Annotated in this window: 18 protein-coding genes and 1 pseudogene; 8 read left to right on the top strand and 11 right to left on the bottom strand. The window is 38.4% G+C overall.

Features of this window, described 5'->3' with window-relative positions:
* The first annotated feature begins 59 nt into the window (after positions 1 to 59).
* The 3 genes from glpX to ABH959_RS10015 all read left to right on the top strand — a co-directional run bounded on the left by glpX (position 60) and on the right by ABH959_RS10015 (position 2,186).
* Positions 60 to 1,031, top strand: coding sequence for a class II fructose-bisphosphatase (gene glpX, locus ABH959_RS10025; RefSeq protein ID WP_002015911.1), 972 nt, complete (start codon positions 60 to 62; stop codon positions 1,029 to 1,031).
* 16 nt (positions 1,032 to 1,047) lie between these two features.
* Positions 1,048 to 1,314: a DUF3055 domain-containing protein gene (locus ABH959_RS10020; protein WP_002034592.1), complete on the top strand. Its 267-nt coding sequence runs from the start codon at positions 1,048 to 1,050 to the stop codon at positions 1,312 to 1,314.
* A gap of 374 nt (positions 1,315 to 1,688) precedes the next feature.
* A complete protein-coding gene (locus ABH959_RS10015) occupies positions 1,689 to 2,186 on the top strand; it encodes a cytoplasmic protein (protein ID WP_404492531.1) in 498 nt (165 codons plus the stop codon).
* Positions 2,187 to 2,228: 42 nt separating this feature from the next.
* Here the strand turns inward: ABH959_RS10015 and ABH959_RS10010 are convergent, their stop codons facing one another.
* The gene (locus ABH959_RS10010) at positions 2,229 to 2,531 is read right to left on the bottom strand and encodes a YutD family protein (RefSeq protein ID WP_002015914.1); all 303 of its coding nucleotides are present in this window, start codon (positions 2,529 to 2,531) and stop codon (positions 2,229 to 2,231) included.
* A gap of 118 nt (positions 2,532 to 2,649) precedes the next feature.
* Here ABH959_RS10010 and ABH959_RS10005 point away from each other — a divergent pair, with 118 nt between their 5' ends.
* Complete coding sequence (locus ABH959_RS10005; protein ID WP_002015915.1) at positions 2,650 to 3,228, top strand: YhcN/YlaJ family sporulation lipoprotein; 579 nt, start codon at positions 2,650 to 2,652, stop codon at positions 3,226 to 3,228.
* Positions 3,229 to 3,265: 37 nt separating this feature from the next.
* On the opposite strand, the gene ABH959_RS10000 is transcribed toward ABH959_RS10005, so the two are convergent.
* Positions 3,266 to 3,997 (bottom strand): MerR family transcriptional regulator, encoded by a 732-nt coding sequence (locus ABH959_RS10000; protein WP_404492530.1) that lies wholly within the window; start codon positions 3,995 to 3,997, stop codon positions 3,266 to 3,268.
* 108 nt (positions 3,998 to 4,105) lie between these two features.
* Here ABH959_RS10000 and ABH959_RS09995 point away from each other — a divergent pair, with 108 nt between their 5' ends.
* A complete protein-coding gene (locus ABH959_RS09995; RefSeq protein WP_404492529.1) occupies positions 4,106 to 4,921 on the top strand; it encodes a YhfC family intramembrane metalloprotease in 816 nt (271 codons plus the stop codon).
* Between the two features lie 301 nt (positions 4,922 to 5,222).
* On the opposite strand, the pseudogene ABH959_RS09990 reads toward ABH959_RS09995, so the two are convergent.
* Positions 5,223 to 5,534: pseudogene (locus ABH959_RS09990) on the bottom strand (hypothetical protein); the annotation flags it as partial.
* A gap of 135 nt (positions 5,535 to 5,669) precedes the next feature.
* Between ABH959_RS09990 and ABH959_RS09985 the strand changes: the two are divergent.
* Positions 5,670 to 6,224 (top strand): histidine phosphatase family protein, encoded by a 555-nt coding sequence (locus tag ABH959_RS09985; RefSeq protein ID WP_404492528.1) that lies wholly within the window; start codon positions 5,670 to 5,672, stop codon positions 6,222 to 6,224.
* Positions 6,225 to 6,298: 74 nt separating this feature from the next.
* A complete protein-coding gene (locus ABH959_RS09980) occupies positions 6,299 to 6,778 on the top strand; it encodes a YbaK/EbsC family protein (protein WP_002089362.1) in 480 nt (159 codons plus the stop codon).
* 20 nt (positions 6,779 to 6,798) lie between these two features.
* On the opposite strand, the gene lipA is transcribed toward ABH959_RS09980, so the two are convergent.
* Positions 6,799 to 7,695, bottom strand: a complete 897-nt coding sequence (gene lipA / locus ABH959_RS09975) for a lipoyl synthase (protein WP_002015922.1) — start codon at positions 7,693 to 7,695, stop codon at positions 6,799 to 6,801.
* A 189-nt stretch (positions 7,696 to 7,884) separates the two neighbouring features.
* On the opposite strand from lipA, the gene ABH959_RS09970 reads away from it, so the two are divergent.
* The gene (locus ABH959_RS09970) at positions 7,885 to 8,868 is read left to right on the top strand and encodes a M23 family metallopeptidase (protein WP_113938382.1); all 984 of its coding nucleotides are present in this window, start codon (positions 7,885 to 7,887) and stop codon (positions 8,866 to 8,868) included.
* Between the two features lie 36 nt (positions 8,869 to 8,904).
* Here ABH959_RS09970 and yunB read toward each other — a convergent pair whose 3' ends face one another.
* The 7 genes from yunB to sufD all read right to left on the bottom strand — a co-directional run bounded on the left by yunB (position 8,905) and on the right by sufD (position 16,527).
* Positions 8,905 to 9,636, bottom strand: a complete 732-nt coding sequence (yunB, locus tag ABH959_RS09965) for a sporulation protein YunB (protein ID WP_088291923.1) — start codon at positions 9,634 to 9,636, stop codon at positions 8,905 to 8,907.
* A 55-nt stretch (positions 9,637 to 9,691) separates the two neighbouring features.
* Complete coding sequence (locus tag ABH959_RS09960; RefSeq protein ID WP_002015926.1) at positions 9,692 to 9,994, bottom strand: YunC family protein; 303 nt, start codon at positions 9,992 to 9,994, stop codon at positions 9,692 to 9,694.
* Between the two features lie 65 nt (positions 9,995 to 10,059).
* A complete protein-coding gene (locus ABH959_RS09955; protein ID WP_113938384.1) occupies positions 10,060 to 11,451 on the bottom strand; it encodes a bifunctional metallophosphatase/5'-nucleotidase in 1,392 nt (463 codons plus the stop codon).
* A gap of 696 nt (positions 11,452 to 12,147) precedes the next feature.
* Positions 12,148 to 13,545, bottom strand: a complete 1,398-nt coding sequence (sufB, locus tag ABH959_RS09950; RefSeq protein WP_002015928.1) for a Fe-S cluster assembly protein SufB — start codon at positions 13,543 to 13,545, stop codon at positions 12,148 to 12,150.
* A gap of 48 nt (positions 13,546 to 13,593) precedes the next feature.
* Positions 13,594 to 14,025 carry a Fe-S cluster assembly sulfur transfer protein SufU gene (gene sufU / locus ABH959_RS09945; protein ID WP_002089369.1) on the bottom strand — a complete coding sequence of 144 codons (432 nt, stop codon included), beginning with the start codon at positions 14,023 to 14,025 and terminating at the stop codon, positions 13,594 to 13,596.
* Positions 14,015 to 15,235, bottom strand: coding sequence for a cysteine desulfurase SufS (gene sufS / locus ABH959_RS09940; RefSeq protein ID WP_002015930.1), 1,221 nt, complete (start codon positions 15,233 to 15,235; stop codon positions 14,015 to 14,017). Before sufS ends, sufU begins: the two co-directional genes overlap by 11 nt.
* Positions 15,235 to 16,527 (bottom strand): Fe-S cluster assembly protein SufD, encoded by a 1,293-nt coding sequence (sufD, locus tag ABH959_RS09935; RefSeq protein WP_002015931.1) that lies wholly within the window; start codon positions 16,525 to 16,527, stop codon positions 15,235 to 15,237. The genes sufS and sufD overlap by 1 nt, the downstream gene beginning before the upstream one ends.
* Between the last annotated feature and the right edge of the window lie 2 nt (positions 16,528 to 16,529).

Genomic DNA, 16,529 nt, shown 5'->3' with positions numbered 1-16,529 from the left:
TTCCTCGTTATTTGTTATAGTTATATTTGTATGATTTTTGAAATTGGAGGAATGCAACCTTGGAACGTGAACTCGCACTAGAAATTGTCCGTGTAACAGAAGCAGCAGCCTTAGCATCCGCACAGTGGATGGGCCGCGGAAAGAAAAATGAAGCAGATGATGCAGCAACTACAGCTATGCGTGATATGTTCGATTCAGTAAACATGGCAGGTACAGTTGTAATCGGTGAAGGAGAACTTGATGAAGCACCGATGTTGTATATTGGTGAAGAACTAGGAACAGGTAACGGTCCAGAAGTAGATATCGCTGTTGACCCATTAGAAGGTACAAACATCGTTGCGAAAGGCCTTGCAAATGCAATGGCAGTTATCGCAATCGCAGATAAAGGAAACCTTCTTCATGCTCCGGATATGTACATGGAAAAAATCGCGGTTGGTCCAAAAGCAGCTGGTAAAATTAGCTTAGATGATCCAATTGAAAAAACAATTGATATTGTAGCAGAAGCAAACAATAAAAAAATTCGTGACCTAACGGTTATCATCCAAGAACGTGAACGTCATCAAGATATTATTGACCGTGTTCGTGCAAAAGGTGCACGCGTAAAACTATTTGGTGATGGAGATGTTGGTGCATCAATCGCTACAGCTTTACCTGGAACGGGTATCGACTTATTCGTAGGTGTAGGCGGAGCTCCAGAAGGCGTTATTTCTGCAGCAGCATTAAAATGCCTTGAAGGTGAAATGCAAGCTCGCTTAGTTCCAATGAACGAAGAAGAAGAAGCTCGTTGTCGTGAAATGGGATTAGAAGATCCTCGTCAACTTCTTATGTTAGATGACTTAGTATCTGGTGATGATGCAATCTTCTCAGCAACAGGTGTATCTGCTGGTGAATTATTAGACGGCGTGAAATTCCTTGGCGGAGATTTAGCTGAAACATATTCTATCGTAATGCGTTACAAAACAAGAACAGTACGTTTCATTAAAACGCATCACCATTTAGATCATAAACCACACTTAAACTTAGATATTTAATAAAGGAGCCATGTGTATGGAAGAACGTTTCTTTCTGTACGACGATACAGTCGCTACAAAAACTCGTTTCGTTAGCTTTTTGGGGGAAAATGAGCGTCATGATTTAGCGCTTTTATACTCCGATCGTCATTACGGTAAAACGATAGTCCTTGATATGCAAAGCAACAAATTTGCTATCATCGGCCCTGACGATTTAAACGAACAAGGCTACTTAGAGCATGCATTTTCGATGTCTGAAGAAAATGCAGAAGAATTACGCTCATTTTTATTTGAACTTATATAATTTATCTGGTGCACCAGCTATGTTAGCTGGTGTTTTTTTACAATTTATATTTTGAATTTTCAATCTTATGTGTTATACTTATGAACAAATCTATTTGGATAGAAAGGACGTTATCTGCGTATGCCAACATTTACTTTGTAATGGACCAGCAATTGGATAGCATTACTCTCAAAAAAGCACCGTGCTTTTTCAAGGGAGTAGTCTGCCCATTCCCATTACGAAGGAACGTAACGCATCTGTAGTATGATGTTTACGGAGGTTCCTCTTGGGGGAACCTCCTTTTATTTTTGTCTCTTTCTTATGTCTTCATACTGCAAGACATCCAAATAACTGTATTACGTTCCTTTTACCACTACTATAAGAGGTGAAGGAAAATGCAGAAAGTACAACTTTCTTGGAGTTTATATGAAAATGAGCAAGACACAATCGAAAAGTATTGTAAAAATTGCAGACGCACTACCCTATTTACTGACACGAATATTCGTAGGCATAACGCCAACGGAAAAAATATATACCGCTTTGCCATTTATAAATGTCCGAAAGATCATACGTGGAACCAAAAGCTTCACATTTATAAATCATTTACTGATCACGTCGAAACTGTCGATATGACTCAGCAAGAACAAACTGAAACAAGTACTACCATTTCCATTACACAATACAAAGAAAGTGGCATAGCCGAAATAACAATCGTATTAGACATCGTTTTTGGTTCCCACCGAATTGATAAAGTGTTATCCACATATATTTCAGATTGGAGCCGTGCACTCATTGTGGATAAAATTAAAAATGGGCATATCCAATTGAACGGACAACAAATGAAACCAAACGCAATACTTTCTGAAGGCGATCATATTTCGATTTGTTTGTGAGCGAGTATAAAAAAATCCTCTTACAATCGTAAGAGGATTTTTTCATTTCTTCACTTTTCGTAATACGAAGTGTGCACAACCGAAGTTACAGTACTCGTATAAATACTCTGATAAAGTACTAATTTTCGTATCATATGTCGAACGTTGATTACTATCATCAAAGAATCCGCGCAATCTAAGTTGCTCATAACCCCAGTCTCCAACGATATAATCATATTTATTTAAAATTTCTGCATAGCGCTCTTTAAGTGCTTCTTCACTAAAACCGTCACGAAAGTTTTTAATCACTTCGTACTGAACATTATTAACGCTCACCGTAGTATGAATCTCTTGCTTTTGCTCCATTATGAACTTCCTCTCTAAGCATTCTTCTTTTTATCGTATCACAAAGCATAACAACCAACAATTTCAAATACAAAAAATTGAAAATTAGTGCATGCTATGGAGAAGGAGGTGATACATCGTGAAAAAGCAAATTATCCTCTCTCTTCTCACTCTTTCCTTATTTGCAGGCTGCCAATCAACTAATAAAGCCGAAATGGAGCGTGAAGAAGGAAGTCGTGTTCTTGTTTCCAACAAAAACGACATGTATCATACGGAAAATACAAATACACGGCTCACAAGGGTGGGCTATTCATCTAAACAAAAACATGAAGTATCTAACAAACAAGTAGGCGCCATTAACCGTGAGAAAGTCGCTGAAATGATTACAAGCATGACAGTCAAACTTCCTGACGTCACCAATGCCGCTACACTCGTTACCGACGACGAAGTGTTCGTTGTATACCGTGCAAACACAACGGATCCGAAACTCGTAACAGATCAAGTATATAAAACTGCTTTGTCCATCGTTCCTCGCTATTATAAAGCATATGTATCAACAAACCAAAAGTTGATTTCTCAAATTCAAGGTCTTCAATCTGGTAGCTTAAACGATAAAGAATATGAACAAAGTCTTGATATGTTAAAACGTGAAATGAGCGATAATCCTCATTTGAACAATACGGGGGATCAAACTTTGAATGATATGATTAAAAAATAAAGAAGATGGAGAAAACCTCCACCTTCTTTATTTTTGACTATTTCTTACGATTCGCATAAACCTCCATCGCATCACACATAAACTGCGCTAAACCTTCACCAAACTTATCAATATTTTTCGTGAAACGCTCATCAGCAACATACATTTGACCGAGTCCCTTAAAGGCCTCTAATGAATATTCACCGAAGTTTTGCAAGTAATCGTACCATACCCCGATTGCAGATTGCGCCTCTTTAGAATCAGGTGCTCCATTTCGAAGTGTTGCTAGATTTCTGTAAATATTATTAAACTCCTCCTGTTTCTCTTTAGACATCCCCTTCGCTGTTTTATTCGCTTTATCTACAGCCTCATCTCCCCATCGTTCACGTGCTTCTTCTTCGTACGGGTTATGACTAAAATCAAATCCTTCAAATTTCTCTTTATTCGTCATATCAATCTCTCCTTTTGTATGCTGAATTGTTTTATTAATCGTCGCTATCACCTTATCTAACCTGGCACGCTTTTCAAGAAGCATTTTCTTATGAAGCTGTAGTGCTTCTTCATGATCAAATGATGGACTCATGATAATTTCTTTAATCTTCTTCAAAGGGAAGCCTAGTTCTTTAAAAAATAAAATTTGCTGCAACGTTTCTAAATTTTCATTGGAATACAGACGATATCCAGACTCTGTCGTCTCATCTGGGGTTAACAACCCAATTTCATCGTAATGATGCAGTGTGCGCACACTAATTCCAACTAAATTAGCTACTTCTTTTACCTTCATTGTCATGCGTATCTCCCCCTTAATACATACGATAAAGTATGACGCAACGTTAGAGTCAATAAAAATTCCATTTTGTTTTTGAAAGATTCATCTCTCCACATTCTCCTACATTTCATGCATAATATATATGTACATACATTAGAAAGCGGTGAAAGTATGGTTTCAAATACTGTAATTGCCAGCATCATATTTCAACTCGTTGCTTCGATTCTGGTCCCAATTATTGTACTCGTTTATTTCCGTAAAAAATATAATATTAATTGGAAAGTGGTCGGCGTTGGTGTTCTTATCTTTATTGGATTTACCCAAATTCTCGAAACACCGTTCCACCTATTTATGCGTGGTAATCCAGCAATCGCTCCATTTTTAGAAAATCCGTATGTCTTTGCAATTTATGGCGGACTAACTGCTGGTATTTTTGAAGAATTAGGACGCTTCGTTGCCTTCTTCTTCCTACTAAAAAAATATCTAGAATATAAAGATGGCTTCGCTTATGGAATTGGTCATGGCGGGATTGAATCGATTTTAGTTGGCGGATTCTCTGCATTGCAGACACTTATATTCGCTAATGCTATTAACAATGATAGCTTCGCTCAAATGGCAGAAAAACTACCACAATTAAATCTTGTAAAGGATATGTTAATAGAACAACCTGCCTATTTATATTTACTGGGTAGCTTAGAAAGAATTATGGCACTCGTTCTGCAAATTGCTTTTACAATGCTTGTCGTATACGCAGTAAAACAAAAGAAATACATTTTCCTCGTATACGCTATACTATTCCACGCACTTGTAGACTTTTTCGCAGCACTTTACCAAACAAAAATGATTAACATCTTTGTAGCAGAAGGAATTACTCTTCTCTTCGCGATTGGTGGTTTCATTCTTATTCGTAAAATGAAAGAGAAATTAATGAGTGTACCGGAATAAAAAATAACCCACCAACTGGTGGGTTATTTTTTACCACGATTTTCGCAATGATGATAACTCTTACCCTCTTGCAGCTCCCTCTTTGTTTCTGCATCTATAACAATGTACTTACGAAATTCGTCTACTTCATTTTGAGAAAAGGAAGCGAAAAAATAAAGTGAAACTTTAATCAGTGGGGGTTTATCCACTGATTATTAGTTGAACCAATCGGGCTTTTACGGGCAGTTAATCTCCCATTTAACTACTTTTCTTTAAAACTGAATTTTGAGGTGGGAGTCTTACTGCCCGTTAATGCGGGGTAAACTTGGCGATCAGGGTGAATAAAAGAATCTTGAAACACCACACTACTCCGACAACCCGCGGCTGTTTTTTGTAGGAAAGAAAATTCTTCATCAGGCACTTCTTTAAATAAAATCTTTTTTCGAACGCTATATGCTGCATTGTTATATTCTTTATAGATTTTCTTATCTAACTGTTCGTAAAACACATCCTCATTCACAAATGGCTTATTTCGATTGCTTGGATATTCTAATTTTTGATTTGATTGTGCATATGTTGTGGACAATTGCGCGAGAAAACAAATACTGAATACAATGCATATCATTTTTTTCATCATTACACCTCAAATGTTCATTTATCCACATTACTTTTCCACATATTTAGATCAATATGCCGTTTCCAATAAAAAGGAATTTTTTCCACATTTGTCGAAGTATATAAGCGTCAACTTGAAAGATGGGGATGAATTATGAAGAAATTGATTGTAATACGACATTGTTCAGCAACTGGACAAGAACGTGATGCCGAATTAACGATTGCAGGAAAAAATCAAGCAAACACTCTTGCTGCATTCCTCTTAGAAAATCAGCTACAAATAGATCATATTATTTCGAGCCCATTTGTCCGAGCTATCGATTCCATTCGGCCCTATGCGCTTCAAGCTAACCTATCTATCGAAGAGGATGAACGATTAGCTGAACGTATATTAAGCAACCTTCCGATGGATGATTGGATGCAAAAACTAGAATCTACTTTTACAAACATAGATATTGCCTTTTCAGGCGGAGAGTCAACAAAACAAGCAACGGACCGTGCTATATTGCTTATCCAAGACGTTTTGAAGTTAAACCATACTACAACACTACTCGTTACACATGGAAACTTACTTACGCTCATTTTAAAGCACTTTGATCGTACGATCGGCTTTCATGAATGGAGAACTTTAACGAATCCTGATGTTTACGAAATTACAATCGATGAACAAAGTTTCATAAAACGATTATGGGAAGCATCGTCCAAGTAGTATCCCTTTCCAAAACACTCAGTTGACGCCACGAGAAGAGACTGTATTAACAATAGAGAGGGGTATCATTCCATATGTATGAAGATGTACTTTCTTTACTACATAAAACAAATGCTTCTTATGAAAAATTTGAACACGAACCAGTACTTGACTATGAAACAGATCGTATCGTTCGTGAAAGACTTGGTTTGCAAGGGACTCCAAGTAAAAGCTTATTTTTAAAATCAAAATCCGGGGAGCATTACGTATTCTTTACGTTAGAAGGCACTCGCCTCAACCGAGGAGAGATGAAGGAAATAACAGGAGAGAACTTATCTCTCTGTTCTCCTAATGAGCTAAGAGAAGAAACTGGTTGCACTCCTGGATGTGTAGCTCCTTTCGGTTATTCACAAGATGTAACGATTATTGTGGACAGTTCAATTTATACTTACGATAAAATTTTAATTACACCTGGTGTACCTGAATTTACAATTGAATTATCCACAGAGGAGTTAAAAAAGATTTTATCCACATGTCAAAATAAAGTTTTAGAGTATAAGAAAAAAGAGAGCTAATGATTAGCTCTCTTTTTTCATTATTTCGCTTCTGCTACTTTTTCTTTTGCAGAACGTACTTGCTCGTCCGCATGATAAGAAGAACGTACAAGTGGGCCAGCTTCACAGTGGCTAAATCCTTTGCTAAGTGCAATTTCTTTTAGCTCTGCAAATTCTGCTGGTGGGTAATATTTAATAACTGGTAAATGCTTCTTAGATGGTTGTAGGTATTGTCCAAGAGTTAAAATATCCACATTGTTTGCACGTAAGTCATCCATTGCTTCAATTAAATCTTCTCTCGTTTCACCTAAGCCCAGCATAATGCTCGATTTAGTTGGAATATCAGGCTGCATTTCTTTTGCTCGACGTAAAAACTCTAATGAACGGTCATATTTTGCTCTAGCGCGAACTCGGTTAGATAATCGACGTACTGTTTCAATGTTATGGTTCAAAATATCTGGTTTTGCATCCATTAACATTTTTAAGTTTTCTTCTACCCCACCCATATCAGATGGTAATACTTCGATAGACGTGAATGGATTTTCACGACGTACAGCGCGTACTGTTTCAGCAAAAACAGCTGCTCCGCCGTCCTTTAAATCATCACGTGCAACCGCTGTTATAACAACGTGCTTTAAGCCCATTTGTACTACAGAATCTGCTACGCGTTCTGGCTCTTGTAAATCAAGCTCAGTTGGCAAGCCTGTTTTAACCGCACAAAAACGACAAGCACGTGTACAAACCGCACCTAAAATCATAAATGTTGCTGTTTTCCTTACAGCCCAGCATTCATGAATATTCGGACATTTCGCCTCTTCACAAACTGTATGAAGATTCTTAGAACGCATCATTTTCTTTAAGCCTGTATAGTTTTCATTCGTGTTTAACTTAATTTTCAACCATTCGGGCTTGCGCTTATACTCTGTTTGTTTTGTCATGGTTATCAACTCCGCACAATATGAAATAGTTTACCGTGTTCGCTTCTTTCAATGTAACATATCTATTCTAACGTATGAAAGCGATTTGCTCAAATGAAGATTCTAAGATTTTTTCCAATCGTTCCCTATAATGAAATACTCCGTATATCCCACACTAAAAAGAGTGATGTTGTGAAAGGAGTCTATTTCATGCTTCGAAAAATTTCTCTTTTGCTTTCGATTTGCTTTCTTCTCCACCAAAACATCGCTTACGGTGAAGATAATCAGCAAAGCATATATGAAAAGCGCATGGCACTATATAAAGAAACTGAGCAATCTTCAGGTATTCCGTGGTATTACTTAGCTGCAATGGATCAATACGAAAGAAACATACGGAGCGTAAGAAAGGATATTCCGAAAAAACCAGATGCCATCATTTCCCTTTATTTCAAACCTGAAATATGGGCTGGACCTGTTAATAGTAATAATACTCTCCCCCATACGATTTCTTTATTTGGCGGAATGGGTTTAGATGGTGACAAAGATGGATTTGCAAATGCAAATAACGACCGTGATCTTCTGCATACCGCAGCAACTATTTTAAAGAAACAAGGAACGTCAGAAGACCGTATTAACATTATGCTTTGGGAATATTATAGACGTGCAAAAACAGTTGAATTAATTACAGAGTACGCCCGAATTTATAAACATTATGGACGCATTAATTTAGAAGGAAATGCTTTCCCTCTCCCTATTCGTAGTGACCATAGCTATCGTAGTACTTTTGGTGCTGGTAGAAGTTTTGGCGGCAGGAGAATTCATGAAGGAACCGATATTTTTGCTGGATATGGCGTACCAGTACGATCAACTTGCTATGGCGTTATTGAAACAAAAGGATGGAATCGTCTTGGTGGATGGCGCATTGGTATTCGTGACCTTCATAATAATTACCACTATTACGCTCATTTAGGCGGGTTCTCTAAAGAAATACAGCTCGGACAAATTGTCGAACCAGGAAAAGTAATCGGATTTGTCGGTAGTACTGGTTATGGTCCTCCTGGCACAGCTGGAAAGTTCCCGCCTCACTTACATTTCGGCATGTATAAAGACAATGGCTATAGCGAATGGGCTTTCGATCCATACATGCATTTAAGCCTTTGGGAACGAAAAGAACGAGCAAATACAAAACGATAACCGTAGCGAATTGCTACGGTTATTTTTTTATATTCGCTAACTATCCGTTTTCTTTTTATCTGGTACAACAACTCCGCCACTTCCGTAATAAGTAGGCACTTCACCTTGAACGATGCGCGTCGCAATCGGAATGTTTTGCTTCACTTTAATTTCTTTCGTGCGTAACGGAATCATAACTTGTAACGTCACTTCCACTTCCATAATAATTTTGATCGCTGTATTATTAATTCCTTGCGGCTCAACTAATTGTTTAATATCCGTATTCACATGACCAATTGGCGTAAAATTAATCGGAATATCCGGTCCTATATTACCAAGAAGCGCATTATCAGTTATACGCCCAAAAGGAACTGACATAGATACCCCATTCTCTTCAAAAATACCAAGTGCTTTCGTATCCCCTTTTTCTACTTGTTGTAAATATTTTTCTATGTATGCAGTAGTCGATGTTAATATTTCATTTACTTGTTTTGTATTTAAATCAATTGTAGATACTTTCCCGTTCCTATCCGTTTGTACTTTCATTAATGAATCTACATCAAACCCTTCATTAATTCGGTCTTTTACCGCTTTTGTCATAACTGCTGTTGCCATTTTATGAGTCTCTGTTTCCCCATACTTAATTAACGTTGGCTGAATACTTTTATTTACAATCCATAAACCTTGAACTACCATTACGATAAAAATAATAAATGAAATAAGCAGTATATACCGAAAGGAAATCGGTCCCCTTCGAAACCGCGAATTTTTCGAACGAAATATGCCCATAAGAAAACCCTCCTTCTTATATTATTTCTATGCAAGAAAGAGGGACGATATATGCTTATCTCATTTTTAATAGTGCATCTTTTCCGATTGTGCCTACCGGAATACCTAAAGCTTCTGCTCCAGTCGTTACTGATTCCAGCGGTGCTTCAAGAAGTTGTTCAATCGTTCTTACACCAACCGCACGGCCAGCAATAATTCCTCGATCACCTAACTTCTCATTTAGAAGACCTACATCTAAAGCACCGCACATAATATATCCTTTATCGCTCATTACAGCTAGCAAATTTGTCTTTGGAAGTTTTACGCTAACAGCAATGAACGTATAGTTATCAATTATAATTGGCTCTACATTAACCATAGTTCACACTCCTCTCTTTCTTATCTTTATGACAAGAGAAAAATGAGTGTTACAAGTTAACTAGCCTATAGTTTGACTGAAGATGTATAAGTTATCAACATGTCTGTTAGTACATCTCTAAGCAATTCCGGCATATAATATTGTTTGTCAGAAAGTGTGGATAGCTCTGGGTATAAGTATCCGAATGTAAACATATCAATCGTTCCTACCGTATATATCCGGTCTAATTCCAGCGATTCGCCGTTAATCAATACATCTTCTAGTAAAATTTTATTCCCTGGAATCGTATCTGGAATCACTTCCAAACCATCGTAAATCATTTTCCCCATTACTTTTCCACGAAATCCGAATCCTTTCACCTCAAGATTCTCCATATTCGGGCGGCGCGCTTTCAAAATAACTTCTCTTAACGTTTTCCCTGGTACTTTTAACATACATGGATTAATGGGATGTGGACAAATCCGATGAATATCTCCGCGCGTCACAACACCTTCATTTAATCCCTCAAGAAGTACACCAGCATTCACCATCCCAACATCCGCATTACACCACTCTTTAAGTGCACTTGCCAACATATGAGAAAACGTCGTCTCCTTAAACCAATCAACCGGCAATGATTCTTTTAAATGAACGACAGGCTCAGCCATTATCTGTTTACTTTCTTCCTTTAGCATTTCAATTGTGGATAACGGCTCGCTATAAGCACCTAACCGTTCTGTCTTAATCGCTCTACCGTCTTTTTTCAACAGTCTCTTCGTCTCTTTATCCACAGTAAGCTGAACGTGACCAACGTAATGTCCCCACTTTTCACAACAGCAAAGCAAAGTATTATCCACAAGAACACCGCGCTCAAATAAATGATGCGTATGTGCCCCTAAAATAACATCTATATCATAATGCTCCGCCATATACTCATCCATACTTTTTCCAAGATGAGAAAGCACAACAGTAATATGAGCTGTATCCTTAACTTCTTCTAAAATAGACTCTAAATGGATGATTGGATCTTCAATATGCCAGTCTAACATATGATAAAACTCTGGATAAGCTACCGTTAATCCAATAAAGGCAATCGTAATCCCATCTGTCGTTGTATGTAATTTATAAGGCTGCGCCCACGCCGGACGTACACCTTCTTTTTCAAATAAATTCGCTACAAGCACCTCAAAACCAGCATCATCATATAGACGATTCAAATGCTCTTTTGCCAATGTAATTCCTTCATTATTTCCGATCGTTACATAATCATATAACGCCTCATTTAATAATTTTGTATTCCCAATTCCATTTGTCGCTTCCGAAATACTATGAAAACGATCCACATGATCGCCAATATCCACAGTTAAAACAGTCTCTCCCGCTTCCTGTCTTCGCTTTTTCTCCCCTCGTACAAACCGAGAAATTTGCGGCCAATTTTCAAAATGACTATGTATATCGTTTGTATGATAAAGGTGGATGATTGTTTCTTTATTTATATTCAGAGAAAAAACCTCCTCTCAGTTCCTTACTGCCATTTACGCTATACGTACGCAATAATCCTGTAAATACTTTTCGTCTTTTCTTGCTATTCTACATTGTACTCGCATTATAAGAAAAAGCCAAAGATTGCCCTTTTAATATGGAAAACTTTATATTACTTTTTCTAGTCTGTTGATTAGTTTGAGGGGGGAATTTTTGTGAAATGATTCTAGTTGGTGGGGGGAGGAGATTTGTCAGTATCTTTGTCTTACTTTGTCGACAAATCGATATTCCTTGTCCAACCGCTGATATATTGAAATAATCGCCGATATATTCCGAGTTGTGGTCGATATATTTCATTAAACACCTACCCGGGTATCTTACAGCCGAACCCGAATATACAACATAAGAAAGCGCCCTGCTGTGCAGGGCGCTTTCTTCATACATATATTATCCAGTTCCAGCGGCTAGAATGTTCGGTGGCTTCACTTCTTCCTGTGAGGCAAAGAACGCCTCTACGTCAGAAGCTCCATCCCCCTCACATTCTGAACGAGCCGCTTCCACTTTCATATATTGTCCAGCTTCGCCTCCTAGCCCCTCATGTCTAAGAACCTTCCGCACCAGAAGATAAAAAGCATCTTCTGTACGAAAGAACCTTAGCCAACGGGTCTGGACAGTCGGCTCCGCATTTCTATTTAACCGATAGAACCTTCCATCTCAAACTTGATTAGACGGTTCATTTCAACTGCGTATTCCATTGGAAGTTCGCGAGTGAATGGCTCGATGAAGCCCATTACGATCATTTCTGTAGCTTCTTGCTCAGAAATACCGCGGCTCATTAGGTAGAATAATTGTTCTTCTGATACTTTAGATACTTTCGCTTCGTGCTCAAGTGAAACGTAATCGTTTTTGATTTCGTTGTAAGGAATTGTATCAGATGTAGATTGGTTATCCATGATTAACGTGTCACACTCGATGTTAGAGCGAGAGTTTTTCGCTTTTGGTCCGAATTGTACGATACCACGGTAAGTTACTTTACCACCATGCTTCGCAATCGATTTAGAAACGATTGTTGAAGACGTGTTTGGTGCTAAGTGAATCATTTTCGCACCAGCATCTTGGTGTTGGCCTTTACCAGCAATCGCGATAGATAATGTTAAACCACGAGCGCCTTCGCCTTTTAAGATAACTGCTGGGTATTTCATCGTTAATTTAGATCCGATGTTACCGTCAATCCATTCCATCGTTGCGTTTTCTTCACAAACCGCACGTTTTGTAACTAGGTTGTATACGTTGTTCGCCCAGTTTTGGATTGTTGTATAACGGCAATATGCATCTTTCTTAATGATGATTTCTACTACCGCACTATGAAGTGAGTTAGTAGTGTAAACAGGTGCTGTACAACCTTCTACGTAGTGTACGTGTGCGCCTTCGTCTACGATGATAAGCGTACGCTCGAATTGTCCCATATTTTCAGAGTTAATACGGAAATACGCTTGAAGTGGTGTATCAACTTTAATACCTTTTGGAACGTAGATGAATGATCCACCAGACCAAACTGCAGAGTTTAATGCAGAGAATTTGTTGTCTGTTGGTGGGATTACTTTTCCGAAATGCTCACGGAAAATATCTTCGTTCTCTTTTAATGCGCTATCTGTATCTTTGAAGACGACTCCTAGATCTTCTAGGTCTTCTTTCATGTTGTGGTATACAACTTCAGATTCGTACTGTGCAGATACACCAGCTAAATATTTTTGCTCAGCTTCAGGAATACCTAATTTATCAAATGTCGCTTTAATTTCCTCAGGTACTTCATCCCAAGACTTCTCAGATTTCTCAGATGGTTTTACGTAGTACGTAATTTCATCGAAATCTAAGTCGTTTAAGTCGCCGCCCCATTGTGGCATTGGCATTTCATAGAACTTATCCAGTGATTTTAAACGGAAGTCTAACATCCACTGTGGTTCTTCTTTCATACGTGAAATCTCTTCAACGATTTCTTTTGTTAAACCGCGTCCAGCACGGAAAATCGAAACGTCTTTATCCTTGAAACCATATTTATAATCGCCGATATCTGGCAGTTGCTTCGCCATGTTGGTGTGTCCCTCCTTATATAACCTCGTTTTTAGGAACCTTTAACATTACTTATCTTCGTTTAAGCCCTTTTCTAACGCTTTCCACGCTAATGTTGCACATTTAATACGTGCCGGGAACTTGCATACGCCTTGTAATGCTTCAATATCTCCTAAATCAATGCTGTCATCATACTCTTTTCCTAGCATCATGTCAGAGAAAATTTTAGAAAGCTTAAGAGCCTCTTCAATTTTCTTTCCTTTTACTGCTTGTGTCATCATTGAAGCTGAAGACATTGAAATTGAACATCCTTCGCCTTCAAACTTCGCTTCTTGCACAATACCCTCTTCTACTTTCATCGTAAGTTGAATACGATCGCCGCAAGTTGGATTGTTCAAGTTAACGGTAACACTATCTTCTAACACGCCATGGTTACGAGGATTTTTATAATGATCCATAATAACTTGACGATATAACGTATCTAAATTATTAAATGACATTTGTGAAATACTCCTTTGTCTTGATTAGCGATTCAACAAATGTATCAATTTCTTCTTTTGTATTATATAAATAGAAGCTCGCACGTGCTGTAGAAGAAGCTTTTAGCCACTTCATAAGCGGTTGTGCACAGTGATGTCCTGCGCGAACCGCAATGCCTTCTACATCTAATACAGTTGCTACATCGTGAGGATGTACGTCTTCAATATTAAATGTAACTAGACCAGCGCGATGCTTTGGACCATAAATTGTAACGCCATCTACTTCTGATAGTCTCTCTAAAGCGTATTGCGCTAATTCATGTTCATGCTTTTCAATATTATGAAGACCGATTTCTTCTAGGAAATCAATTGCCGCACCAAGTCCGATTGCATTACCGATAATCGGTGTACCTGCTTCGAACTTCCACGGAAGCTCTTTCCAAGTAGACTCTTGTAAGTCTACGAAATCAATCATTTCACCACCAAATTCAATTGGTTCCATATTGTTTAGCAATTCTTTCTTACCATATAATACGCCGACACCTGTTGGTCCGCACATCTTATGAGCAGATAATGCGTAGAAATCACAGTTTAAATCTTGTACATCCACTTTCATATGAGGTGCACTTTGTGCTCCATCAACGATCATGATTGCACCGTTTTCATGTGCGATTGCTCCGATTTCTTTTACAGGGTTAATCGTTCCAAGTACGTTAGAAACGTGCATGATAGAAACGATTTTTGTATTCGGTGTAACTGTTTGACGAACATCTTCTAAAGAAATTGTACCGTCTAGTTGAAGCGGAAGGTATTTTAAAGTTGCACCAGTTTTCTTCGCAACTTGTTGCCACGGAATGATGTTACTATGGTGCTCCATGTAAGAGATGACGATTTCATCGCCTTCTTTTACATTATCAAGACCATAGCTAGCTGCTACTGTATTTAATGCAGTTGTCGTTCCGCGCGTGAAAATAATCTCTTCCATTGATTTCGCGTTAATAAACTTGCGAACTTTCTCGCGTGCACCTTCATACGCGTCGGTAGCTTTCGTACCAAGCGTATGAACACCGCGATGCACGTTAGAATTATATTCTTTATAGTAACGTTCTAACGTTTCAATGACTTGAATTGGTTTTTGAGAAGTTGCTGCACTATCGAAATATACAAGTTGTTTGCCGTTCACTTTTTGATCAAGAATTGGAAACTGTTTGCGTATTTCATGAATATTCATTAGCGAACTTTCCTTTCAATTACCTCGACAAGCTGTGCCTTTACTCCTTCAATTGGAAGCTCATTTACTACAGGTGCTAAGAATCCATGGATGACTAAACGTTCTGCTTCGCGTTTTGGAATACCACGGCTCATCAAGTAGTATAATTGGTATGGATCTACGCGGCCTACTGAAGCTGCGTGACCTGCCATTACATCATCTTCATCGATTAAAAGAATTGGGTTTGCATCACCGCGAGCTTTCTCATCTAACATAAGAACGCGAGAAGATTGTTGTGCATTTGATTTAGATGCACCATGTTCAATCTTACCAATTCCATTAAAGATAGATGTTGCACTATCTTTTTGTACTCCGTGTTTTAAAATCCAACCTTCAGAGTGTTTACCGAAGTGAACAACTTTAGTTGTAAAGTTTTGTGTTTGGTTACCACGGCCAATTGTTACTGTTTTTGTATCAGCAAATGATCCGTCGCCCATTAAGTTCGTAACGTTCTCTGAGATTGTATTTCCGTCATTCATAAGGCCTAGAGCCCAATCAATACGGCCGTCGCGTCCAACAATACCGCGGCGGTTAACGTAAGTTGTTACGTCTTTTGCTAATAGATCAACCGCACCGAATTTCACTTGTGCGCCTTGTTCCACGATTACTTCTGCTACGATATTTGCAATACCTTTAGCATTTTCATTTGCAACGTAGTTTTCTACATATGTTGCAGTACTGTTCGCATCAGCTACGAATAATACGTGGTTATATACGTTAGCTTCTTCGCCGTCTACTAAGAATACAGCTTGAAGTGGAGTTTCAAGAACAACGTTTTTCGGAACATATACGAATGCACCGCCGTTGATTAATGCAGCATGAAGTGCAGTTAGACGATGCTCGTCTACTTTCACGCCGTCTTTCATTAAGTACTTTTGTACTAATTCAGCATGCTCTGTTGCAGCTGTTACGATGTCTGTAAAAATAACACCTTTTTCTTTCGCTTCGTCTGCTAAAGAAACGAAAGCAGTTGTACCAGTACGTTGTACTAATACGCTGTTATTTTCATCGATTAAGTTTTTCACTGCTTCTGGAAGCTCTGTTAAAGAACTTACAGGCTCTTGCTTAGCAGCGTCGCCTTTTCCGATAAAGTCCCATTTTTCAATTTTCGTTTTATCAGGCGTTGGCATTGGAAGTTCAGTTGCTTGTGCAAGAGCTTGTAAGCGGAACTCAGTCAACCAAGCAGCTTCGTTTACTTCGCTTGCGCGCTGACGGATTGTTTCTTGATCGAAAGGTAATGTACCGATTGTCATGT

Origin of the sequence: Bacillus sp. RC51, assembly GCF_044908115.1 — a bacterium.
GTDB lineage: Bacteria > Bacillota > Bacilli > Bacillales > Bacillaceae_G > Bacillus_A > Bacillus_A mycoides.
This window is presented reverse-complemented; position numbering and strand designations above follow the sequence as displayed.